The sequence below is a fragment of the Paraburkholderia fungorum genome (genome assembly GCF_046027215.1).
GTDB classification, from domain to species: Bacteria; Pseudomonadota; Gammaproteobacteria; order Burkholderiales; family Burkholderiaceae; genus Paraburkholderia; species Paraburkholderia fungorum_D.
In genome coordinates, this window is sequence record NZ_JAQQEN010000001.1 from 1,047,280 (window position 1) to 1,069,909 (window position 22,630).

Genomic DNA, 22,630 nt, shown 5'->3' on the forward strand with positions numbered 1-22,630 from the left:
TGGGAAAGCGCGGCAGTACCATTTTCGCGCCGGATAGTGCGCGTGGCGGGCCGCCTGAAGCGGGTGCCATATCAGCCACCATCGGGGCCCATCAGGGCCGCGAAAACCCGCAGTGTAGCGCCGATAGCGCCACACGCGGGCGAGCGGGGTGGTGGCTCAGTGCTTGCCTTCGGTCTTGACGTCGTGCTTGCGGTTCAGGGCACGATAGCCGATGTCGCGGCGATACTGCATGCCGTCGAACGAGATCTGGTTGATCGTTTCGTACGCGACCGATTGCGCGCTGCGCACCGAATCCGCCAGACCGACCACGCACAGCACGCGGCCGCCCGAGGTGGTCAACTTGCCGTCGGCGAGCGTCGTGCCGGCGTGGAACGTGACCGCGTCGGTGGTTTCGGCCGGGATGTCACTGATCCGATCACCCTTGCGCGGCGTGTCCGGATAGTTGTGCGCGGCGAGCACCACGCCAAGCGCGGTACGGCGGTCCCATTCCAGTTCGATCGTATCGAGCGTTCCGGCAATCGCCTGTTCAACCACCTTCGAAAAGTCGCCCTTCAGACGCGCCATGATCGGTTGCGTTTCCGGGTCGCCCATCCGGCAGTTGAATTCGAGCGTTTTGGGGTTGCCTTGCGCGTCGATCATCAAACCCGCATACAGAAAGCCGGTGAAGCGGATGCCTTCTTTCTCCATGCCGCGCACGGTCGGCTGGATGATTTCGCGCATCACGCGGGCATGCAGTTGCGGCGTAACGATCGGCGCGGGCGAATACGCGCCCATGCCGCCGGTGTTCGGACCCTGGTCGTCGTCGAGCAGACGCTTGTGGTCCTGGCTCGACGCGAGTGCCAGCACATGCTTGCCGTCCACCATGACGATGAAACTCGCTTCCTCGCCCGCGAGGAATTCCTCGATCACGACGCGTGCGCCGGCATCGCCCAGCTTGTTGTCCGACAGCATCATGTCGACCGCGGCGTGTGCTTCTTCCAGCGTTAGCGCGACCACCACGCCCTTGCCGGCAGCGAGGCCGTCGGCCTTGATGACGATCGGCGCGCCCTTGGCGTCGAGATAGGCGTGCGCGGCGGCGACGTCGGCGAAGGTTTCGTATTCGGCGGTGGGGATGGCGTGGCGCTTCATGAACGCCTTGGCAAAATCTTTCGAGCTTTCGAGCTGTGCCGCTTCCCTGCTCGGTCCGAAAATCTTCAGACCGCGCGAGCGGAACAGATTGACGATACCGGCGGCCAACGGGCCTTCCGGGCCGACCAGCGTGAAGGCAATCTGTTCTTTCTCGACGAAATCGGCGAGCTCGGCCGGATCGGTGATGTCGATGTTGCGCAGACGCTCGTCCTGGGCGGTGCCGCCGTTGCCAGGAGCCACGTAGACGAGCTGGACCCGCGGCGATTGCGCGAGCTTCCATGCGAGCGCATGTTCGCGACCGCCGGAACCGACGACGAGTAACTTCATGTGAATCCCCGAGACTTAAAAACCATAAACGGCTGAGGCAACGCGCTCAGCCGTGGATAACAAACCTGCACGCAACGCGCCGCCGGGCACGCTCATTCGTCGGCGATCGCGGCGTTTGTATAGACTTCCTGCACGTCGTCCAGATTTTCCAGCGCGTCGAGCAGCTTCTGCATTTTCACGGCGTCCTCGCCGGTGAATTCGACTTCCGTCTGAGGTTTCATCGTCACCTCGGCCAGTTCGGCCTTGAAGCCCGCGGCTTCGAGCGCGGTCTTCACCTTCGGGAAATCGTTCGGCGGGCACAGCACTTCGATACTGCCGTCTTCGTTCGTCACCACGTCGTCGGCGCCGGCTTCGAGCGCGGCTTCCATCAGCTTGTCTTCAGCGGTGCCGGGGGCGAACAGGAACTGGCCGATGTGATCGAACATGAATGACACCGAGCCGTCCGTGCCCATGTTGCCGCCATTCTTCGAAAACGCGTGACGCACTTCCGCCACCGTGCGGGTACGGTTGTCGGTCATGGTGTCGACGATCACCGCCGCACCGCCGATGCCGTAGCCTTCGTAGCGGATTTCTTCGTAGCTTGCGCCATCGACGCCGCCGACACCACGCTGGATTGCGCGGTTGACGTTATCTTTCGGCATGTTGGCGTCGTACGCCTTTTCGACGGCGAGCCGCAGACGCGGGTTCGAGTCGATGTCGCCGCCACCCATACGGGCCGCGACCTGAATTTCCTTGATGAGCCGCGTCCAGACCTTGCCGCGCTTGGCATCGGCCGCTGCTTTCTTATGCTTGATGTTGGCCCATTTCGAATGACCCGCCATACCTTTCTCCATCGCGCGCGCCAGTGGGGCGCACGCATAGTGCAATTGTCGTTGCGATGTCGGGCGCTTGCGCTTGTGGCTGCGAGCGCGCGCCTCGAAGTCAAACCGCCCGGTGGCAGACCGCCGGGTGTCGAACCCTGTTCAGCTTGATCACGCCCAGTTAGCGGGACCGAAGGTCGGCAGCGCGGTTGGGGCGGTGCGGCAGCGAGCGGCCAACACGGCACCGGTCCCGGCAGGCCCCGCGTACAGGCGCGATGCGCCGGGCGGTTGTGCAAGTTGAGCCGCTCTTCTGAGCGGATTCGAATTTTATCATGCCGCGTGAGTGCGGCAGAGGGGAGCACCGCCGAAAACGACGCGGGAAGTGCGCGTCGGCGGCGTTTTGCATGCGCCGCCGAGGTTTTTTTCAGCCCGCTGTCAGTTTTTCGTGCCGAACAGACGATCGCCGGCGTCGCCGAGACCCGGCACGATATACGCGTGCTCGTTCAGATGCGAATCGAGCGAGGCCACGTACAGCTTGACGTCCGGATGCGCGTCCTGGAACACCTGCACGCCCTCCGGGGCGGCCACCAGCGCGAGAAACATGATGTTCTCGCCCGCCACGTTGCGGCGCTTGAGCACGTCCACTGCATGCACGGCCGAGTAGCCGGTTGCGACCATCGGGTCGCACAGGATAAACACGCGGTCTTCCAGATCCGGCAGGCGCACCAGATATTCGACCGGGCGATGGTCCTCGGCCCGGTACACGCCGATGTGGCCGACGCGCGCCGACGGCACCAGTTCCAGCAGGCCGTCCGACATGCCGATACCGGCGCGCAGCACCGGCACGATCGCCAGCTTCTTGCCGGCGATCACCGGCGCGTCGATCTCGACTAGCGGTGTAGTGAGCCGGCGCGTGGTCATCGGCAGGTTGCGGGTGATTTCGTAGCCCATCAGCAGCGTGATTTCACGCAGTAGTTCGCGGAACGTGCGAGTCGAGGTGTCCCGGTCGCGCATGTGCGACAGCTTGTGCTGGATCAGCGGGTGATCGAGGATGAAAAGATTGGGAAAGCGGCTGTCCTGGGTCATGGCGGGGTGCGCAAGCGGCGGCAAGAGGAATCGGTTCCGGTATCGGATCGGCGGCCTTGTCAGCTGGAAACCGGCTGGGCAGGCGCGCCACGGCTGCAAGTTTACCGAAAGAGTGCCGCCCGAAGATACCGGAGATTGCAGTAAGCCGGGGCAGTCCGGCACCGATTCTTCTAGAATCGGGAAAACTACGCCACGAGGATACACACATGGACATGGGAATCGCAGGACGCACCGCGCTGGTTTGCGCGGCTAGCAAGGGTTTGGGGCGCGGCTGCGCGGAAGCGCTCGCCGCCGAGGGCGTCAATCTGACGATCGTCGCGCGCACCGCTGAAACGCTGGAGGCAACCGCCGCCGAGATCCGCAAGCTAAGCGGCGTGGAAGTGAAGACGGTAGCGTGCGACATCACCACGCCCGAGGGCCGCGCCGCGGCGCTCGCCGCCTGTCCAGAGCCGGACATTCTGGTCAACAACGCGGGCGGGCCGCCGCCGGGCGACTTCCGCAACTTCACGCATGAAGACTGGATCCGTGCGCTCGAAAGCAACATGCTCACGCCGATCGAACTGATCCGCGCGACCATCGACTCGATGAGCGCGCGCGGCTACGGGCGCATCGTCAATATCACGAGTTCGGCGGTGAAGGCGCCGATCGACGTGCTGGGTTTGTCGAACGGCGCGCGCTCGGGGTTGACCGGTTTCGTGGCGGGTCTCGCGCGCAGCGTCGCGCCCACGGGCGTCACGATCAACAGCCTGCTGCCAGGCCTGTTCGACACCGACCGGATCGCGACCACGATCGCGGCGCAAGCCAGGGCACAAAATATTTCCGTCGACGACGCGCGCAAGCAGCGCATGAAGTCGATTCCCGCCGGCCGCTTCGGCAATCGCGATGAATTCGGCCGCGCCTGTGCGTTCCTGTGCAGCGTGCATGCCGGCTACATCACCGGCCAGAACTGGCTGATCGACGGCGGCGCCTACCCGGGCACGTTCTAGCCGCGGGTTTTGCCACGCCATTACAACAACGACAATCACATCGGTTTCAGGAGTCTTACGTCATGACCACCCGCATTGCGCTGATCGCGCATGATCACAAGAAAGACGACATCGTCAAACTGGCCGGCGAATACGTGGATACGCTGCGGCGCTGTGCGATCGTCGCCACCGGCACGACCGGCACGCGCATTGGCGACGCGCACGGCCTGAGCGTCGAGCGCATGCTGTCCGGTCCGCATGGCGGCGACTTGCAGATCGGCGCGCAGCTCGCGGAAGGGCGCGTGGACATGGTGATTTTTCTGCGCGACCCAATGACGCCGCAGCCGCACGAACCGGATATCAACGCACTCGTACGCGCCTGCGACGTGCACAACATACCGTGCGCCACCAACATTTCCACCGCGCGAATGATTCTCGACGTGCTGACCTTGCGTCTCACGCAGCGGGTCTGAGTACGCGATTTGCACGATCAAGCCACACCACACATCAAGGAGACATGATGGTCAAAGCGATTCGATTCGACAAAGCCGGCGGCCCGGAGGTGATGAAATGGGTCGACGTCGAAGTGGGCGAACCGGGCACGGGCGAGATTCGCATCAGGCAAACCGCGGTCGGTCTGAACTATATCGACGTGTATTTCCGCACGGGCCTGTATCCGCTGCCGCTGCCAGGCGGGCTCGGCATGGAAGCGGCCGGGGAAATCACGGCTGTCGGCGCGGGCGTAACGGACCTCAAGGTGGGCGACCGGGTGGCGTATGTGGCGCGCCCGCCGGGCGCCTATACGCAGGCGCGCGTGCTGCAGGCCGCCCAGGTCGTCAAGGTGCCGGACGCGCTGAGCGACGAGCAGGCGGCCTCCGTCATGCTGCAAGGCCTGACCGCGCAATACCTGTTGCGCCGCACGTATCCGGTGAAGGCCGGCGACACGATTCTGATCCAGGCCGCGGCGGGCGGCGTGGGCCTGCTGGTCTGCCAGTGGGCGAAGGCGCTCGGCGCCACGGTAATCGGCACGGTCGGTTCCGGCGAAAAAGCCGAGATCGCCAAAGCGCACGGCTGCGATCACGCGATCGTCTACACACGCGAGAACTTCACCAAACGCGTGCGTGAGATCACCAACGGCGCGGGCGTGCCGGTCGTGTATGACTCGATCGGCAAGGATACGTTTACGGCTTCGCTCGATTGCCTCGCGCCGCTTGGCTTGTTCGTGAGCTTTGGCAACGCATCGGGACCGCTGCCACCGATCGATTCGTCGGAATTCGCTGGACGAGGCTCGCTCTTTTTCACGCGCCCGACGCTGTTTACCTATATCGCCAAACGCAGCGACTACGAGGCGATGTCCACGGAACTGTTCGACGTACTGGTGTCGGGCAAGGTCAAGACCAGCATCAACCAGCGTTTCGCGCTGGCGGATGTCGGCAAGGCGCACGCCGATCTCGAGGGACGCCGCACTACGGGTTCGACGATTCTGCTGCCTTGAGGGCGAAGAGATCGGCGCAATGAGATCAGCGCGCTGACATCGGCGCGGGTGTAAAAACGCAGCGCTTTGACGCGGGCGGTAACCGCGTGGCGAGGCCGGCGCGAAATCCCGCCAGCCCATACCCCATCGGCATAAGGCCGTTCCATCCCACGATGGAACGGCCTTTTCCGTTTACGCAATTTTTATATGTCACCAGCCATCTTTGACCAGCCCTTTACGCGGATCGGCATAACGTTCGATCTATCCAAAGTCCGTGAATGGGGAATAGAAATGGATGTGCTGTATGTCGGGGGGCTGGTGCTGTTTTCCGCGCTGACCTTTGCATTGATTGCCGGCTGCGAGAAGTTGATGCAGTTCCGGCGTGGCCAGGGAGCGCGCTCATGAACTGGATTCTCTGGTTGTCGGGCGCGGCTACCGCGCTGCTGTTTGCGTATCTGGTCTATGCGCTGTTGCGCGCGGAGGACATTGAATGAACTCGAATAATGTCCTCCAGGCGGGGCTTTTCATTGTCGTGCTGCTGGCGGCCGCTGTACCGATGGCCCGCTATCTGAGCAGCGTGATGGATGGCAGCTCGCGCGTGGTCCGCTTTGGCGGTCCGCTCGAACGTTTGCTGTACCGCATCGCAGGCGTCGATTCGTCGACGGAAATGAGCTGGAAACACTACGCGATCGCCACGATCGCGTTCAATGTGCTTGGCACGCTGTTTCTTTACGGGCTGTTGCGCGTACAAGGCTGGCTGCCCGGCAATCCGCAGCAGTTCGGCCCGATGACGGTGGACGGCGCGTTCAATACGGCGGTCAGTTTCGTGACCAATACGAACTGGCAGGACTACACGCCTGAGCAAACCGTTGGCTACCTGACGCAGATGCTCGGTTTCACCGTCCAGAACTTCTTCTCCGCCGCCACCGGCATCGTCGTGGTGATCGCGCTGATTCGCGGCTTCGCGCGTCATACGGCACAGACGATCGGCAACTTCTGGGTCGATCTTACGCGTGTGACGCTCTACGTCTTGCTGCCGATGTCGGCGATCATCGCTGCGGTGCTGATGAGCCAGGGCGTGATCCAGAACTTCAAGTCGTATCAGGACGTCCCGACGCTGCAAACCACCACATATGCCGCGCCGAAGCTCGATGCACAAGGCAATCCGGTGAAGGATGCGAAGGGCAATCCGGTCACGGTCGATACACCCGTGAAGACGCAGACCATCGGGATGGGTCCGGTTGCGTCGCAGGAAGCGATCAAGATGCTCGGCACCAACGGTGGCGGCTTCTTTAACGGCAACTCGGCACATCCGTACGAAAACCCGACGCCGTTCTCGAACTTCCTGCAGATCTTCTCGATCCTGATCATTCCTGCTGCATTGGCGCTGGTGTTCGGCCGGATGATCATGGACCGCAAGCAGGGCGTGGCTGTGCTTGCCGCGATGGCGATCGCGTTCGGCGTGTGCGTGTTCGGCGAGATCAGCGCCGAGCAATCCGGCAATCCGGCGCTCACCGCATTGCATGTCGATCAATCGGCGAGCGCGTTGCAGTCGGGCGGTAATGCCGAAGGCAAGGAAACGCGTTTCGGTATCGCGCAGTCGGGCATCTTCACGGTGGCGACCACGGCGGCTTCGTGCGGCGCGGTGGCCAACACGCACGACTCGCTGACGCCGATCGGCGGTCTCTATCCGATGCTGCTGATGCAACTCGGCGAAGTGATCTTCGGCGGTGTGGGTTCCGGTATGTACGGGATGCTCGTGTTCGCCTTGCTGGCTGTGTTCGTGGCGGGCCTGATGATCGGCCGCACGCCTGAATATGTCGGCAAGAAGATCGAAGCGTACGAGATGAAGATGGTGTCGATCGTCGTGCTGCTGACGCCGCTGCTGGTGCTGGTGGGTACGTCAATCGCGGTGTTGAGCGACGCCGGCAAGGCCGGCATTCTCAACCCTGGCGCGCATGGCTTCTCCGAAATCCTCTACGCGTTCAGCTCGGCCGCCAACAACAACGGCAGCGCGTTTGCTGGTCTGACTGTGGGCACGCCGTTCTACAACTGGCTCACGGCCATCGCGATGTGGTTTGGCCGCTTCGGCACGATCATCCCCGTGCTGGCGATTGCCGGCTCGCTCGCCGCGAAGAAGCGCATCGGCGTGACGGGCGGCACGTTGCCGACTCACGGTCCGCTGTTCGTCGTGCTGCTGCTCGGCACGGTGCTGCTGGTCGGTGCGCTGACTTATGTGCCTGCGCTCGCGCTCGGTCCTGGTGTCGAACATCTGATGATGATGGGTGCCCATTGAGGCGGCCCTTTGAGATGACACCAGCGACCAACGAGTGAACACGCGCAAACGGGAAATTCGAGGATTCAATGACTGAACATAATGCAACCAGGTCCATGTTCGACCCGGCGCTGGTGCGCCCGGCGATCGTGGACTCCTTCAAGAAGCTCACGCCGCGCACGCAGTTCCGTAACCCGGTGATGTTCTGCGTGTACGTCGGCAGTATTCTGACGACGATTCTGTGGATCGCCGCGCTCGGCGGCCAGGCCGAGGCGCCCGCGGGCTTCATTCTCGCGGTCACCTTGTGGCTGTGGTTCACGGTGCTGTTCGCGAACTTCGCGGAAGCGCTCGCCGAAGGCCGTTCAAAGGCCCAGGCAGCGTCGCTGCGCAGCGCGAAGAAAGACGTGATGGCCAAGAAGCTCAACGAGCCGCATCCGAAGTCGCCGATCCGCATTCTGACGGCGTCCGATCTGCGTAAAGGCGACGTGGTGCTGGTCGAAACCGGCGACGTGATTCCGGCCGACGGCGAAGTGATCGACGGTGTCGCGTCGGTCGACGAATCGGCGATTACCGGCGAATCCGCGCCGGTGATCCGCGAGTCGGGCGGCGACTTTTCGTCGGTCACGGGCGGCACGCGCGTGCTGTCGGACTGGATCGTGGTGCGGGTGACGGCCAATCCGGGCGAAGCGTTCCTTGACCGCATGATTGCGATGGTCGAAGGCGCGAAGCGTCAGAAAACGCCGAACGAAATCGCGCTGACAATTCTGCTGGTCGCGTTGACGATCGTGATGTTGCTCGCTACTGCGACGCTGCTGCCGTTCTCGATGTTTTCGGTGGAAGCCGCAAAAGCGGGTCACGTGGTCACGATTACGGCGCTCGTCGCGCTGCTGGTGTGTCTGATTCCGACCACCATCGGCGGGTTGTTGTCGGCGATTGGTGTGGCGGGTATGAGCCGCATGATGCAGGCGAACGTGATCGCGACCTCGGGCCGTGCGGTGGAAGCGGCCGGCGACGTCGACGTGCTGTTGCTCGACAAGACCGGCACGATCACGCTCGGCAATCGCCAGGCTTCGCAGTTCGTGCCGGCACCGGGTTTGACCGAAGAAATGCTGGCTGACGCCGCACAACTGTCGTCGCTCGCCGACGAAACGCCGGAAGGCCGCAGCATTGTCGTGCTGGCCAAGCAGCGCTTTAACATTCGCCAACGCGATATGGCTTCGTTGCATGCGGTGTTTCTCGCATTCACGGCGCAAACGCGGATGAGCGGCGTCGACCTTCCAGGCCGCGAAATCCGTAAGGGCGCAGCCGATGCAGTCAAGAATTACGTCGAAGCCAACGGCGGCCGTTTCCCGAACGAAGTCAGCAACGCGGTGGCGGAAGTCGCGCGTCGCGGCAGCACGCCGCTAGTGGTCGCCGAGAAAAACGAGCAGGGCGCCCGTGTGCTCGGCGTGATCGAGCTGAAGGACGTGGTGAAGGGCGGCATCAAGGAACGCTTCGCCGAACTGCGCAAGATGGGCATCAAGACGATCATGGTGACCGGCGACAACCGTCTGACGGCAGCCGCGATCGCCGCCGAAGCGGGCGTCGACGATTTCCTCGCCGAAGCCACGCCGGAAGCGAAGCTCGCCACGATCCGCCAGCACCAGGCCGAAGGTCGTCTGGTTGCGATGACCGGCGACGGCACCAACGACGCCCCGGCACTCGCGCAGGCTGACGTCGCCGTGGCGATGAACACCGGTACGCAGGCTGCGAAAGAAGCCGGCAACATGGTCGACCTCGATTCGAATCCGACCAAGCTGATCGAGATCGTTGAAATCGGCAAGCAGATGCTGATGACGCGCGGCTCGCTCACCACGTTCTCGATTGCCAACGACGTCGCCAAGTACTTCGCGATCATCCCGGCGGCATTCGCCACGACGTATCCGGCCTTGAACGCGCTGAACGTGATGCATCTGGCCACGCCGGCTTCGGCAATCATGTCGGCGGTGATCTTCAACGCACTGATCATCGTGTTGCTGATTCCGCTGGCGCTCAAGGGCGTGAAGTACCGGGCGCTGGGCGCGGCGATCCTGTTGCGCCGCAATCTGCTGATTTATGGCCTGGGCGGGATCATCGTGCCGTTCATCGGCATCAAGCTGATCGATATGGTGCTGGCCGCGTTCGGCTGGGTTTGAGAAGCGGCTGTCTAAGAGGAATTAGCCATCATGAAAAATCTGTTCCGTCCGTTGATTGTGATTTTCGCGGTGCTCACCGCCGTCACCGGGCTCGCTTATCCGGCTGTGATGACCGCCGTCGGTCAGGCGGCTTTCCACGATCAGGCCAACGGCAGCATGCTCGAGCAGGACGGCAAGGTGGTCGGCTCGAAGCTGATCGGCCAGCAGTTCGACGCACCGCAGTACTTCTGGGGCCGTCTGTCGGCAACCAGCCCGATGCCGTATAACGCGCAAGGCTCGAGCGGTTCGAATCTCGGACCGACCAACCCGGCGCTGACCGACGAAGTCAAAGGCCGCATCGACGCGTTGAAGGCTGCCGGCACCGATATGTCGAAGCCGGTGCCGGTCGATCTGGTGACGTCCTCGGGCAGCGGTCTCGATCCTGAGATCAGCCCGGCGGCGGCGGCTTACCAGATCGAACGGGTGGCTGCTGCGCGCAAGCTTGCGCCAAACGATGTCCAGGCGCTGGTCGATCGCTACACGACCGGCCGCCAGTTCGGGATTCTGGGCGAGCCGCGTGTGAACGTGCTGCAACTGAATCTGGCGCTGGATCAGATGAAGCGCGGTTAAACGCGCTAGTCGGCAAAGGCGGCGTCCGTGCGGCGCCGCTTTTGCCATTTGCGCGGTTTGCGGTTGTAGTGGCTGCTGGTGCTGGAGCTACCAATGCGGTGGCCGCCATTGCGGTGGCCGCCATTTGCGGCGCGGCCGCCGCCGTGCCACCATGCACACACCACCGCTCGCCTTACTATGAACACCAATGAGCATGAATCGCCCCGATCCTGACCAGTTGCTCGACAAGCTGCAACGCGACGAAGAAAAACGTCAGCGTGGCCGGCTGAAGATTTTCTTCGGCGCGTCGGCCGGGGTCGGCAAGACCTATGCGATGTTGCAAGCCGCGAAGCGTCGCGCCGATGAAGGCGCGGACGTCGTGGTGGGCATCGCCGAAACGCACGGCCGCACCGAAACCGCGGCGCTGCTCGAGGGTCTCGACGTGCTGCCGCTCGCGCATATCGAGTATCGCGGCCGCAAGCTCGGCGAGTTCGATCTCGACGCGGCCCTCGCGCGCAAACCGCAACTGATCCTCGTCGACGAACTCGCGCATTCGAACGTGCAGGGCGCGCGGCATCTGAAGCGCTGGCAGGACGTCTACGAACTGCTCGATGCCGGTATCGACGTCTACACGACGGTCAACGTTCAGCACCTCGAAAGTCTCAACGACGTGGTCGGTCAGATCACCGGTATCCGCGTCTGGGAGACGGTGCCCGATCGCGTGTTCGATCGCGCCGACGAAGTCACGCTGGTCGACTTGCCGGCCGAGGAACTGCTCGACCGGATGCGCGACGGCAAGGTGTATATGCCGCAGCAGGCCGAGCGCGCGGTGCGCAATTTCTTTCGCAAGGGCAATCTGATCGCGCTGCGCGAGCTGGCGCTGCGCCGCACCGCGGATCGTGTCGACGCGCAGATGCGGGAATATCGCGCGGACCGTTCGATCCAGCGCATCTGGCAGGCGCGCGAACGCCTGCTGGTATGTGTCGGCCCCGGCCCGGAAGCGCCGATGCTGGTGCGCGCGGCGGCGCGCCTTGCCGCGAGCCTGAAGGCCGACTGGATCGCGGTGTATGTGGAAACGCCCGCGCTACAGCGTCTGCCCGACGCCCGCCGCGAACGCACGCTGAACGCATTGAAGCTCGCCGCGGAACTCGGCGCCGAAACCGCGACGCTTGCCGGCGCTGACGCCGTCGCCGCGTTGATCGGCTATGCGCAGGCCCGCAATGTATCGAAGCTGGTGGCGGGCGCGTCCACGCGCATGGGGTTCGAGCGCTGGCTGCGCCGGCCGCTTGGCGAGCGCATTGCCGAGCGTGCCGGCGACCTCGATCTCACGCTGATCCGCGCATCGGCCGAGCGCGACGGCGGCGAGCAACGCCGCTTGCTGAACACCACCGCGAACGCGTGGCGCGAGGCCTTGAGTGCGGCGCGTGAACGGCGCTCGCCACCGCGCGCCTACGGCATCGCGCTGGCGATTTGCGCGGCCATCACGCTGCTGTCGAGTCAATTGATCGACCGCATCGATCTGACCAACCTCGTCATGCTGTATCTGCTCGGCGTGATTTTCGCGGCCGTGAAGCTCGGGCGCGGGCCGGGCGTGGTGCTGTCGTTTCTCAGCGTCGCCGCCTTCGACTTCTTTTTCGTGCCGCCGCGCATGTCGCTGTCGGTGTCCGATACGCAGTACCTGCTGACCTTCATCGGCATGCTGCTGACCTCGCTCGTGATCAGCCATCTCACGTCGAGTTTGCGCCGCGAGGCGAGCGTCGCGCGGCGTCGCGAGCAACGTACTGGCGCGATGTACGCGATGGCGCGTGAACTGGCCGCGGCGCTCGCAACCGAACAGATCGTCGGTATCGGCAGCCGCCATGTCAGTGAGGTGTTCGGCGCGCGCGTCGCGATCCTGCTGCCGGACAGCGTCGATCAGGTGAAGCAGAAGATCGAGGACCCTGACGCGGCCGTCACGCTCGAAGGCGAGATGCTCGATATCGACGTCGGCCAATGGGTCTACGATCAGCAGAAACCGGCTGGCCATGGCACCGATACGCTGCCGGCCGCCGCCGCGCTCTATCTGCCGCTCAAGGCGCCGATGCGCACCCGCGGCGTGCTCGCGGTGGTGATGCGCGACGAGCGCGAACTCGATGTACCCGAACAACAGCGCATGCTCGACGCGTTCGCCGCCCAGATCGCGCTGGCGCTGGAGCGCGTGCATTACGTCGATATCGCCCGCGACGCGCTGGTCAACATGGAATCGGAGCGCCTGCGCAATTCGCTGTTGTCCGCGATCTCGCACGACCTGCGCACGCCCTTGACGACGATCGTCGGCTTTTCGTCGATGCTGGCGCAATCGCGCGAGGCACATCCCGGCGAGCAACCCGGCGACGATCTGGTCGAGGCGATTCACGAAGAGGCGTTGCGCATGACCGGCATCGTCACGAATCTGCTCGATATGGCCCGTTTGCAGGCCGGCAGTCTGCAACTGAACCGCCAGTGGACCTTGCTCGAGGAAACGGTCGGCGCCGCGCTGCGGGCATGCCGGCGTGTGCTGGCGAAGCATCCGGTGCAGGTGAAGCTGCCGGCTGACTTGCCGCTGCTGCATCTCGACGCGGTGCTGATGGAGCGGCTTTTCTCGAACCTGTTCGAGAACGCGGCCAAGTACACCGCGCCGGACACGCCGCTCGTAGTCGGCGCGCAACGTCTGGACGCGGACGGCAAATCGTTCGTGCGTGTCACCGTCGACGATGCCGGACCGGGCCTGCCTGCCGGAATGGAAGCGCGCGTGTTCGAGAAATTCACGCGCGGCGAGAAAGAGTCGGCCAAGCCGGGCATCGGCCTTGGTCTTGCGATCTGCCGCGCGATCGTAGATGCCCACGGCGGTACAATCGGCGCGCTCAACCGGATATCCGCCAACGGTCAGATTGAAGGCGCGCGTTTCTGGTTCACGCTGCCGGTGGAAACGCCGCCCGACGCACCGGATGCGCTCGAAGAAGAGGGCGCCGAGACCTTGCCCGAGCTCAATTCAACCTCTAACCCGCTTGCCAAGCCGAACCATGAGTGACCCCAGCATCACCGTCGTCCTGATCGAAGACGAAAAGCAGATTCGCCGCTTCGTGCGCACAGCGCTGGAAGGCGAGGGCATCGTCGTGCATGACGCCGAAACGGGTAAGCAGGGCCTCGTGGAAGCGGCCACGCGCAAGCCCGATCTGGTGATTGTCGATCTCGGCTTGCCCGACACCGACGGGCTCGACGTAATTCGCGAGTTGCGTGGCTGGAGTGAGTTGCCGGTGATCGTCCTGTCGGCGCGCACCCAGGAAAGCGAAAAAGTCGCCGCGCTCGATGCAGGCGCGGACGATTACCTCACCAAGCCCTTCGGCGTCTCGGAACTGCTGGCGCGGATTCGCGCGCACATGCGCCGGCGCAACCAGGGCGGCGCGAGCGAGTCGCCGCAGGTGCACTTCGGCGCGGTCACCGTCGACCTGGCTCTGCGGCAGGTGAGCCGGGACGGCGTGGCGGTCCATTTGACCCCGATCGAATACCGCCTGCTCGCGACGTTGGTGCGCCACGCCGGCCGGGTGCTGACGCACCGGCAATTGCTGCGCGACGTGTGGGGGCCGTCGCATGTCGAGAGCCATCACTATTTGCGCATCTACATGGCGCATCTGCGCGGGAAGCTCGAACGCGACCCGGCGCAGCCGGAGCATATCGTTACGGAGACCGGCGTCGGCTACCGGCTGGTCGGGGCGGTGTAACGCTCGATGTGCCGCCGGGGCGTTTCTTTCGCGCAGTCCTGCGGGTGAGGCGGCAGCCCGTCGCGGGCTCGCGGCGGCCTATTTTGGTATAATTACAGATCGTAAGGACGACCTTGCGCATCCGCTACGAACGGGGACGGCCCCATCTGACCATGGAGCTGTCTCATGTCCTGGATTCTTCTGCTGATTGCCGGTTTGCTCGAAGTCGCGTGGGCGGCCGGTCTCAAAACCTCCGACGGTTTCACCCGGCTCTGGCCGTCTGTATTCACGGTTGTGACCGCGCTCGGCAGCTTTGTGCTGCTCGCGATGGCCATGCGCCAGCTGCCGCTCGGCACCGCCTACGCCGTGTGGACGGGGATTGGCGCGGTCGGCGCATTCATCTTCGGCATCGTGATGATGGGCGAGGCCTTGACGGCCGCGCGGGTCGCAAGCGCGGCGCTGATCCTGGTCGGATTGATCGGGTTGAAGCTGTCGTCGGGGCATTGACGTGCCCGCCACGGCGTATTTGCAAATCCCGGTGCGTTTCAGCCGCGCCGCGCAAGTCGCCGCAATTTGTCCCCGCCATTTGTTCGCCGCTCTGCGTTCTGCGAATTAACGTGGCTATAATGAGATCAAATCCAACCTGAAATTGCCCGCGGCCTAGTTGGCGCGGCCGGCTTGGCGCGGGTCTGACGACTTCGGTGCGGCGGTTCGCTTTCCTTTGCCCGTCGAAGCGCCCGGCACGCACAGCGCCCGGAGGCGCCATGCTTGAATCACTTTCGCTCGCTGCGGGCCTCTCATGGGGCAGCGGCCTGCGCCTCTATCTGACGGTTCTGCTCGCCGGCGTGTTCGAACGCCTCGGTCTGATCCATCTGCCCGATACGCTGTCCGCGCTCTCTTCGCCGTGGGTGATCGGCGTTGCGGCGGTGCTGACGCTCACCGAATTTCTTGCCGACAAGATCCCTGCATTCGATTCATTGTGGGACGCGGTCCACACCTTTATTCGCATTCCGGCCGGCGCCGTGCTGGCGGCCGGCGCGCTCGGCCATGCCGATCCGGCACTCCTGACTGTCGCCGCGCTTGCGGGCGGCACCCTGGCCGGTACGGCGCATCTGGCCAAGGCGGGCACGCGCGCGCTGATCAATCTGTCGCCGGAACCGGTGTCGAATGTCGTGACCTCGACCGCTGAAGACGGGCTGGTCGTGGGCGGCGTGCTGCTCGCGCTGTTCGTGCCGTTCGCCTTTCTGGTGCTGATGGTGGCCTTCCTGATGCTGGCGAGCTGGGCCTTGCCACGGCTCTGGCGCGGAGTGCAGGGCGGTTTTCGCGGGATGGCGACGCACATGGTGTCGCGTTTTGCCAGGAGCAGGCACGATTGAGCGATACGGTCAGGGGGACGGTGGGTTCGACGGCGCATACGACGTCAAAGCGCAGGTTGGGTGGCAAGGATCTGTTGCGCCAGGCAATCCGCATGACCGCGCGCGACTGGCGCGCGGGCGAATTGACGATGCTGTTGCTTGCGCTCGTGCTGGCCGTCGCGGCGTTGTCGAGTGTCGGTTTCCTCGCGGACCGGCTGCATCAGGGGCTGGAGCGCGACGCGCGGCGCATGATCGCCGCCGATTTCATCGTGCGCGCCGATCATCCTGTCGATCCGCAGTTCGCGCAGCAAGCCAAAACGCTGGATCTGAACACCGCCAGTACCGCCATTTTCCCGAGCATGATCAATTCGACCGGCCCTCAGCCGGTCTCGCGGCTGGCCGCCGTCAAGGCGGTGTCGCCGGGTTATCCGCTGCGCGGCGCATTGCGGATTGCGAGCGCACCGGGCGCGGCGGACCATCCGGCGTCGTCGATTCCCGCGCCGGGCACGGTCTGGGTCGACCAGGCGCTGCTCGACGCGCTGAAGCTGCGCGTCGGCGATACCGTGAAGGTCGGCAATCGCAGCTTCACGATCGGTGCGGTGATCACTCGCGAGCTCGACCGCGGCTTCTCATTCGTCAACTTCTCGCCGCGCTTGATGCTGCGCGCCGACGAGGTCCAGTCGACCGGCCTTATCACCTTCGGTAGCCGCGTCACGTATCGATTGCTGGTGGCGGGCACCGATGCCTCGGTGGCGCGCTTCGCGCAGTTCGCGCACGACCGGGTGGATGGTGGCAAAATGCGCGGCGTTGCGCTCGAGTCCTTGCAGGACGGCCAGCCGCAAGTGCGTCAGACGCTCGATCGGGCGAGTCACTTTCTCACGCTCGTTTCGTTGCTCACCGCGTTGCTCGCGGCAGTGGCGATCGCGATGGCCGCGCATCGATATATGCGGCGGCATCTGGATGGCTGCGCGGCAATGCGCTGCCTCGGTGTCAGCCAGGCGGCGCTGCGCGCGCTGTTTACGCTCGAATTCGTCGGCCTGGGCTTGATTGGCGGCGCGCTCGGCGTGGCGCTCGGTTACCTTGGCCATCTCGCGTTGCTGACATGGCTCGGCAGTCTGATCGATGTCGCGCTGCCGTACCCGACCGCATGGCCGGCGCTCGAAGGCATCGCGGCCGGTCTCGTGCTGTTGCTCGGTTTCGCGTTGCCGCCGCTGCTGCCGTTGACGCGGGTGCCGCCGGTGCGGGTGTTGCGGCGCGAATGGGGCGAAGCGGGGCGTACCGCGTGGGCCGCCTACGCGCTCGGCATCGTGCTGTTTGCCGCGTTGCTGATCGTCGCGGCGGGCGAGCTGAAGCTCGGCGGCATCGTCGCGGGCGGCTTCGCTGGCGGGCTGCTGGTGTTCGCCTGCATTGCGCGGCTGGCGCTGTGGGGCGCTGCGCGCTTCGTGCGCAGCGAGCGCGTGAACGCGGGGATTGGCTGGCGTTATGCGCTGGCGTCGCTGGAGCGGCGCAGCAGTGCAAGTGCGCTGCAGATCACCGCGCTCGGCATCGGTCTGATGTGCCTGTTGCTGATTGCGATGACGCGCAACGATCTGGTGGCCGGCTGGCGCAAATCGACACCGCCCGATGCGCCGAACGAATTCATCATCGACATCCAGCCCGACCAGCGCGAAGCCGCCACGCACTATCTGACGGCGCATGGCGTGCCCGATACGGTGCTGTCGCCGATGGTGCGCGGCCGGCTGATCGCGATCAACGGCAAGCCGGTCAATCCGGATTCCTTCAAGGGCGACGACGCGAAGCGCCTGGTGGATCGCGAATTCAATCTGTCTTATACGACCACGCTGCCTGAGGACAATCGTCTTTCTGCCGGCACGTGGTACGGCGACACCAGGACGCCGCAGATTTCGATCGAGCAGGGTCTTGCGAAACTGATCAGCGTGAAGCCAGGCGACGTGTTGCGCTTCGATGTGACGGGTTTGCAGATCGACGCGCCGGTGACGAGCGTGCGCAAGCTCGACTGGGGATCGTTCAAGGTCAATTTCTTCGTGCTGATGCCGCCGGCTGCGTTGCAGGATTTTCCGGCGACGTTCATCACGAGTTTCCATTTGCCGCCCGACAAGCAATCGACCATCGACGGATTGATCGCCGCCTATCCGAACCTCACGGCAATCGACACCGGTCCGATTCTGGCGCAGGTGCAGCGTGTCTTGCAGCAGGTAATCGGCGCAGTGCAGTTCCTGTTCGCGTTCACGCTCGCGGCTGGCGTGCTGGTGCTCTATGCGGCGCTTGCCGGCACGCGCGATGAGCGTATGCGAGAATCCGCGCTGCTGCGGGCGCTGGGGGCGTCGCATCGGCAGGTGAGGGCGGTGCAGATCGCCGAGTTCGTGGCGGTTGGCGCGCTGGCGGGTTTGATGGCGGCGGTCGGTGCGCAGGTGATTGGCTGGGTGCTGGCGACGCGTGTGTTCGAGTTCTATCTGAGTTTCGATCCGTGGTTGTTGCCGGCGGGGATTGCGGCTGGGATTGCCTGTGCCGGTGTGGGTGGTTGGCTGAGCTTGCGGCATGTGCTGGCGCGGCCCGCGTTGCAATCGCTACGGGATGCGTGATTTTTCTTTTTTGGTTGATGAGTGGGTATGAGTGATCTGAACGACGAGGTGTCCGCTGCACAGCCGACGGCCTTTGAACTGGTGGGGGGTGAGGCGCGCGTGCGCGTACTGGTCGACCGGTTTTATGACTTGATGGATCTCGAAGCGGAATTCGCCGGGATTCGCGCTTTGCATCCCGAGTCGCTCGACGGCTCGCGGGATAAGTTTTTCTGGTTTTTGTGCGGATGGATGGGTGGGCCGGATCATTACATTAGCCGGTTTGGGCATCCCCGGCTGAGGGCACGGCATTTGCCGTTTGCGATCGCTTCCAGCGAGCGGGATCAATGGTTGAGGTGCATGGCCTGGGCCATGCAGGATGTTGGATTGGATGAGGGGCTGCGCGAGCGGTTGTTGGGGTCGTTCTTTGAGACCGCTGATTGGATGCGGAATCGGAATGGTTAGTGGTTTTGTTGCGCGTAGCGGTGGGTGGGGTTTTTGTTTGCCTACGGCGTTTTGCCTACGGCGTTTTGCCTTTCCTTGTTTTGTTGCTGGTTTATTGGCGTTCCCCCTGTGCGGGGGGCACCTACTTTTCTTTGCCTGCCGCAAAGAAAAGTAGGCAAAAGAAAGCGGCTCCAACCGCTAATTTTTAAGCGGGTCCCCTGGCTTGAAGGGGATCGTGGCCCCGTAGAGATTGGCCCTCCGCACCTGCCCACGTGAGTGACCAGGCCGTCATGCTTCCGGCGGCGCTGCGCGCGCCGGGGCGGTACTTCACAAAACCGTCGGTATATTTCGGCGCTTCGCCGAGGTGAAGCCGATGGCCCCCGCTACGCGCAAACGAAGCACGTGGTTTCCCTGGCAGACCCAACCGCGACGCACGCAGTGCGGAGTGGGAGCGAATGACGGCTGTGTCACAGACCGTTATGGACCACGGTGTGGTCCGTTAATCGGACCACCAGCCCCACCAAGCCAGGGGACCCGCTTAAGAATTGGCGGTTGGAGCCGCTTTCTTTTGCCTACTTTTCTTTGCGGCGGCAAAGAAAAGTAGGTGCCTGCCCCGCACAGGGGCGACGCTAATAGACCAATAAGAACACAAGGAAAGGCCCAAAAAACCCATAGCGCGGCGGCGCCCCTAGTCACCGCCCTCACCCGCCACCGGCGTCCTCACGAACACCCGCAACAGTTCGTCCGTATCACCCGGACGCGCACCCGACCAGAACAGGCGCCAATCGCCCGCCGGCGAGCGCGCATCATTGCGGCGGCTCTGCTCGATCAGCCACGTGCACCCGGTGGCGTCGACATTCGTGGTCGGTTGATGCTCGATACCAGTGTAGTAATACAGCATCGGTGCCTCGGATTCACCGAGCCCCGTACTGGCCATGCAATCGCCATCGTTCCATTCGATATTCATCCGGGCGCCAAGGCTCTCGAACACGGAGCGATAACTCTTCGCATGGTCGAGCCACGGCAGCAACAGCGTGCTCACCAGGCCCCACGCGACAATCGCGCCCGCACACCAGCTCAGCACGCCGCGCCATTTGCCGGCGTACTTGAATACCGGCAGCAACCACAACCAGCCCAGCGTCATCAACAGCGCGGCAGCGATCAACCCGGGTTTGACCGGCAGCACCCAATCGAGCGGTAACCAGCGGCCAAGCCAATGCAGGGACGCATGCGTATTCGCCGGGCCGCTCATGATCGACCAGACGATCCACGCAAGCGAAATCACACTACCGAACAGCACGCGGCTCGCCATGTCCCAGCTTGCGTGCAGACGCTGCGGCAGCCTGTCGATCCCTTGCATCGCCAGCAGTGCGAGCGGGGCAATGAACGGCAGGATATACAGTTCGCGCACTGTCGCCGAGCTTTGCAATACGGCGAAACCGGTGCCCGCGAAAATCACCGGCAGAGCGACACGGGGATCGCGCCAGTGGCGCCATCCGCCGCTGGCGAGCGCGGCCAACGCCAGCGGTACGACCGGAAAGCCGACGCTCAGCACCGTGCGCAGCACGAACAGGCGGCTCTCGTTTTCAGAGCCGAGTTCAGCCACCGAAAAGCCGAAGAAGCGGCCGATATTGTTATCCCACAGCCAGACCTTGAAGAGCGCCGCGGAGCGCAAATAGAAGCAGATCGGCCAGATCAGCGCGAGCGGGGCGCAGACGAGAGCTGCGATGCCCAGTGCGCCCGCAAAGCTGCGGTTGCGGCACGCAGGATATAAGGCCAATACCGCCACGGTGGTCGCGCCAAATACCAGCGGCACGAACAGGCCCTTGGCGAGCAGCGACACCCCCACGCCCGCGCCGAACATGGCGGCGCCGCTCAGAATGGCCTGGCGTCGCCGACGTACGTCGACCGGCAGCAGGCGAGCTTCGTCGCGCAGATGCACCATCACCAGTTCGAACAGTCCGCAGAAGCCGAGCGCGGCGCCAGCCATCAGCGCGACGTCGGTCATCATGTCGTGCACGTGCTTGATGACAACCAGCGTGCTCGCGAACAACGCCAGCGTGCCGATCACGCGCATGTCGAACCAGCTCGACGCGGCCACCGCGCGGCGGGCGACGCGCGCCGTGTAGTAGACGGTCAGTCCGGCGAAGAGCGCACTCGCGAGGCGGGCCGCATCGTGCAAGGGCAGGTAGCGGCCGAACATCCACGCAAGTCCGGCGGCGACCCAGTCGTAAATCGGCGGCTTCTCGACGAAGGGTTGGCCGGCGTTGGTCGGCACGACCAGGTCCCCGGTGTTGAGCATGTGCTGGATGATGCCGAACGTATAGGTTTCGTCCTGCTTCCACGGCTCGTGCCCCAACGTGCCCGGCAAGACCCACGCGCACAGGACGGCCAGCGCAATCAGCCATCTCAGCGACCTGGACGCGGCGAGCGCACGCAGACGTGCGGCGCCACCCGCGGCGCGGTCGGCTGGTGTGGTGGCGCCAGGCGAAGTAGCGGGTCTGGCGGGCGCAGCGGCTTCGGCTGCGGCGGTGTGGCCGCGCGGCGAACCGCCATCGGCTGCAGCCAGGCGCGCCGGATGGGGCCGCACAAGCTCGGGGGCGTCATCGGCAGGGCCCGCCGGTGTCGGTGTCGCGACCGCGACTTTCCCCGCGCGCCAACGCGCCGATGGTTTTTCGTGCATGAAGATCTCTGATCACCGTACGCGGCGGCATGGGCCGCGCACTTATATCTGGCTACGCGTCGCATGCTTCAAGCATGCAATCGGCAGCGATTGTAGTCCCGGCTTATACGACTGATTACAGAGAAAGTGTGGAGTTTTGTGCACAGATCAACGCTTTGCGCCGATTCCACGCCGATTCCACGCCGATTCAGCGGAAGGTCGTACCCGGGAAGGGGCCGGCGGGAGCGTGAAACGGCGGGACGTCGATGAGGGGGACGCGACGCTTAGCGTCCACCGGTAACGTCGAGTAACGCGCCGGTCACGTACGAGGCGGCGTCGCTGAGCAACCAGACAATCGTCTCGGCGACTTCGTCGGCGCTGCCGGGACGGCCCAGCGGTGTTTGCGCGCCGAGCTGGGCGGCGCGCCCGGGCTTGCCGCCGCTCGCATGGATTTCGGTGTCGATCAGGCCCGGGCGCACCGCATTGACGCGCACGCCTTGCGGGCCGAGTTCCTTGGCGAGACCGATCGTCATTGTGTCGACCGCGCCTTTCGAGCCGGCGTAGTCGACATATTCATTCGGCGAACCCAGGCGTGCCGCTGCCGACGAAATATTGACGATCACGCCACCGGCGCCGCCGCGATCCTTCGACATCCGACGCGCGGCTTCGCGCGCGCACAGATAGGCGCCGAGCACGTTGACGTCGAACAGACGCTTCAGGCGCGCGAGGTCCATATCCGCGAGTTGCATGGACGGCGCGACGATGCCGGCATTGTTGACGAGCGCATCGAGCCGGCCGAAGGTCTGCTGGACCGCGTCGAACATCGCGATCACGTCGGCTTCATTGGCGACGTCGCCGGCGATCGCCAAAGCACGCCCGCCCGCGCGCTCCACGTCGGCGACGGTCTCCTGCGCGGCGGCGAGGTTTTGCGCGTAATTGACGCCGACCGACCAGCCGCGCGCGCCCAGCAGACGTGCGGTTGCGCGGCCAATACCGCGGCTGCCACCGGTGATCAGAACGGCTTTCGTCATCGCAACCTCATTGTCTGGAAAAG

19 protein-coding genes are annotated in these 22,630 nt (G+C 64.2%); 14 read left to right on the forward strand and 5 right to left on the reverse strand.

Annotated features, from left to right (window positions below):
• Positions 1–156: 156 nt before the first annotated feature.
• The 3 genes from purD to upp form a co-directional block, all read right to left on the reverse strand.
• The gene (purD, locus tag PQR27_RS04705) at positions 157–1,455 is read right to left on the reverse strand and encodes a phosphoribosylamine--glycine ligase (RefSeq protein ID WP_408522563.1); all 1,299 of its coding nucleotides are present in this window, start codon (positions 1,453–1,455) and stop codon (positions 157–159) included.
• 92 nt (positions 1,456–1,547) lie between these two features.
• Entirely contained in the window at positions 1,548–2,276 is a 729-nt protein-coding gene (locus tag PQR27_RS04710) for a YebC/PmpR family DNA-binding transcriptional regulator (protein WP_408522564.1), read from the reverse strand.
• Between the two features lie 414 nt (positions 2,277–2,690).
• Positions 2,691–3,341, reverse strand: coding sequence for a uracil phosphoribosyltransferase (gene upp, locus PQR27_RS04715; protein ID WP_012432337.1), 651 nt, complete (start codon positions 3,339–3,341; stop codon positions 2,691–2,693).
• 206 nt (positions 3,342–3,547) lie between these two features.
• Here upp and PQR27_RS04720 point away from each other — a divergent pair, with 206 nt between their 5' ends.
• The 14 genes from PQR27_RS04720 to PQR27_RS04785 all read left to right on the forward strand — a co-directional run bounded on the left by PQR27_RS04720 (position 3,548) and on the right by PQR27_RS04785 (position 18,935).
• A complete protein-coding gene (locus PQR27_RS04720) occupies positions 3,548–4,327 on the forward strand; it encodes an SDR family oxidoreductase (RefSeq protein WP_408522565.1) in 780 nt (259 codons plus the stop codon).
• A gap of 62 nt (positions 4,328–4,389) precedes the next feature.
• Complete coding sequence (locus PQR27_RS04725) at positions 4,390–4,779, forward strand: methylglyoxal synthase (RefSeq protein ID WP_408522566.1); 390 nt, start codon at positions 4,390–4,392, stop codon at positions 4,777–4,779.
• Between the two features lie 47 nt (positions 4,780–4,826).
• A complete protein-coding gene (locus PQR27_RS04730) occupies positions 4,827–5,801 on the forward strand; it encodes a quinone oxidoreductase family protein (RefSeq protein WP_408525404.1) in 975 nt (324 codons plus the stop codon).
• 270 nt (positions 5,802–6,071) lie between these two features.
• A complete protein-coding gene (locus tag PQR27_RS04735) occupies positions 6,072–6,185 on the forward strand; it encodes a potassium ABC transporter ATPase (RefSeq protein ID WP_120345708.1) in 114 nt (37 codons plus the stop codon).
• A complete protein-coding gene (kdpF, locus tag PQR27_RS04740; protein WP_007583461.1) occupies positions 6,182–6,274 on the forward strand; it encodes a K(+)-transporting ATPase subunit F in 93 nt (30 codons plus the stop codon). Before PQR27_RS04735 ends, kdpF begins: the two co-directional genes overlap by 4 nt.
• Positions 6,271–8,076: a potassium-transporting ATPase subunit KdpA gene (gene kdpA / locus PQR27_RS04745; protein WP_408522567.1), complete on the forward strand. Its 1,806-nt coding sequence runs from the start codon at positions 6,271–6,273 to the stop codon at positions 8,074–8,076. The genes kdpF and kdpA overlap by 4 nt, the downstream gene beginning before the upstream one ends.
• 68 nt (positions 8,077–8,144) lie before the next feature.
• Positions 8,145–10,229 (forward strand): potassium-transporting ATPase subunit KdpB, encoded by a 2,085-nt coding sequence (gene kdpB, locus PQR27_RS04750; RefSeq protein ID WP_408522568.1) that lies wholly within the window; start codon positions 8,145–8,147, stop codon positions 10,227–10,229.
• A 30-nt stretch (positions 10,230–10,259) separates the two neighbouring features.
• A complete protein-coding gene (gene kdpC, locus PQR27_RS04755; protein WP_408522569.1) occupies positions 10,260–10,838 on the forward strand; it encodes a potassium-transporting ATPase subunit KdpC in 579 nt (192 codons plus the stop codon).
• Positions 10,839–11,031: 193 nt separating this feature from the next.
• Positions 11,032–13,866 carry a DUF4118 domain-containing protein gene (locus PQR27_RS04760; protein WP_408525405.1) on the forward strand — a complete coding sequence of 945 codons (2,835 nt, stop codon included), beginning with the start codon at positions 11,032–11,034 and terminating at the stop codon, positions 13,864–13,866.
• Complete coding sequence (gene kdpE / locus PQR27_RS04765) at positions 13,859–14,557, forward strand: two-component system response regulator KdpE (RefSeq protein WP_408522570.1); 699 nt, start codon at positions 13,859–13,861, stop codon at positions 14,555–14,557. Before PQR27_RS04760 ends, kdpE begins: the two co-directional genes overlap by 8 nt.
• Positions 14,558–14,722: 165 nt before the next feature.
• Complete coding sequence (gene sugE / locus PQR27_RS04770) at positions 14,723–15,043, forward strand: quaternary ammonium compound efflux SMR transporter SugE (protein WP_408522571.1); 321 nt, start codon at positions 14,723–14,725, stop codon at positions 15,041–15,043.
• Between the two features lie 257 nt (positions 15,044–15,300).
• On the forward strand, positions 15,301–15,912 hold the full coding sequence (locus PQR27_RS04775) for a DUF4126 domain-containing protein (protein ID WP_408522572.1): 612 nt from the start codon (positions 15,301–15,303) through the stop codon (positions 15,910–15,912).
• A 92-nt stretch (positions 15,913–16,004) separates the two neighbouring features.
• The gene (locus PQR27_RS04780) at positions 16,005–18,494 is read left to right on the forward strand and encodes an ABC transporter permease (RefSeq protein WP_408525406.1); all 2,490 of its coding nucleotides are present in this window, start codon (positions 16,005–16,007) and stop codon (positions 18,492–18,494) included.
• Positions 18,495–18,521: 27 nt separating this feature from the next.
• A complete protein-coding gene (locus PQR27_RS04785) occupies positions 18,522–18,935 on the forward strand; it encodes a group II truncated hemoglobin (protein ID WP_408522573.1) in 414 nt (137 codons plus the stop codon).
• 667 nt (positions 18,936–19,602) lie between these two features.
• Here PQR27_RS04785 and PQR27_RS04790 read toward each other — a convergent pair.
• Entirely contained in the window at positions 19,603–21,597 is a 1,995-nt protein-coding gene (locus PQR27_RS04790) for an ArnT family glycosyltransferase (protein ID WP_408522574.1), read from the reverse strand.
• Positions 21,598–21,860: 263 nt separating this feature from the next.
• Positions 21,861–22,607, reverse strand: coding sequence for an SDR family oxidoreductase (locus PQR27_RS04795; protein ID WP_408522575.1), 747 nt, complete (start codon positions 22,605–22,607; stop codon positions 21,861–21,863).
• Positions 22,608–22,630 lie beyond the last annotated feature (23 nt).

Coding starts and splice junctions, on each gene's coding strand:
- PQR27_RS04735 (WP_120345708.1), top strand. CDS start 6,072: ATGGATGTGCTGTATGTCGGGGGGCTGGTGCTGTTTTCCGCGCTGACC.
- PQR27_RS04785 (WP_408522573.1), top strand. CDS start 18,522: ATGAGTGATCTGAACGACGAGGTGTCCGCTGCACAGCCGACGGCCTTT.
- kdpF (WP_007583461.1), top strand. CDS start 6,182: ATGAACTGGATTCTCTGGTTGTCGGGCGCGGCTACCGCGCTGCTGTTT.
- PQR27_RS04710 (WP_408522564.1), bottom strand. CDS start 2,276: ATGGCGGGTCATTCGAAATGGGCCAACATCAAGCATAAGAAAGCAGCG.
- PQR27_RS04730 (WP_408525404.1), top strand. CDS start 4,827: ATGGTCAAAGCGATTCGATTCGACAAAGCCGGCGGCCCGGAGGTGATG.
- PQR27_RS04775 (WP_408522572.1), top strand. CDS start 15,301: ATGCTTGAATCACTTTCGCTCGCTGCGGGCCTCTCATGGGGCAGCGGC.
- PQR27_RS04790 (WP_408522574.1), bottom strand. CDS start 21,597: ATGCACGAAAAACCATCGGCGCGTTGGCGCGCGGGGAAAGTCGCGGTC.
- PQR27_RS04760 (WP_408525405.1), top strand. CDS start 11,032: ATGAATCGCCCCGATCCTGACCAGTTGCTCGACAAGCTGCAACGCGAC.
- PQR27_RS04780 (WP_408525406.1), top strand. CDS start 16,005: ATGACCGCGCGCGACTGGCGCGCGGGCGAATTGACGATGCTGTTGCTT.
- kdpB (WP_408522568.1), top strand. CDS start 8,145: ATGACTGAACATAATGCAACCAGGTCCATGTTCGACCCGGCGCTGGTG.
- kdpE (WP_408522570.1), top strand. CDS start 13,859: ATGAGTGACCCCAGCATCACCGTCGTCCTGATCGAAGACGAAAAGCAG.
- kdpC (WP_408522569.1), top strand. CDS start 10,260: ATGAAAAATCTGTTCCGTCCGTTGATTGTGATTTTCGCGGTGCTCACC.
- PQR27_RS04795 (WP_408522575.1), bottom strand. CDS start 22,607: ATGACGAAAGCCGTTCTGATCACCGGTGGCAGCCGCGGTATTGGCCGC.
- upp (WP_012432337.1), bottom strand. CDS start 3,341: ATGACCCAGGACAGCCGCTTTCCCAATCTTTTCATCCTCGATCACCCG.
- sugE (WP_408522571.1), top strand. CDS start 14,723: ATGTCCTGGATTCTTCTGCTGATTGCCGGTTTGCTCGAAGTCGCGTGG.
- PQR27_RS04720 (WP_408522565.1), top strand. CDS start 3,548: ATGGACATGGGAATCGCAGGACGCACCGCGCTGGTTTGCGCGGCTAGC.
- purD (WP_408522563.1), bottom strand. CDS start 1,455: ATGAAGTTACTCGTCGTCGGTTCCGGCGGTCGCGAACATGCGCTCGCA.
- PQR27_RS04725 (WP_408522566.1), top strand. CDS start 4,390: ATGACCACCCGCATTGCGCTGATCGCGCATGATCACAAGAAAGACGAC.
- kdpA (WP_408522567.1), top strand. CDS start 6,271: ATGAACTCGAATAATGTCCTCCAGGCGGGGCTTTTCATTGTCGTGCTG.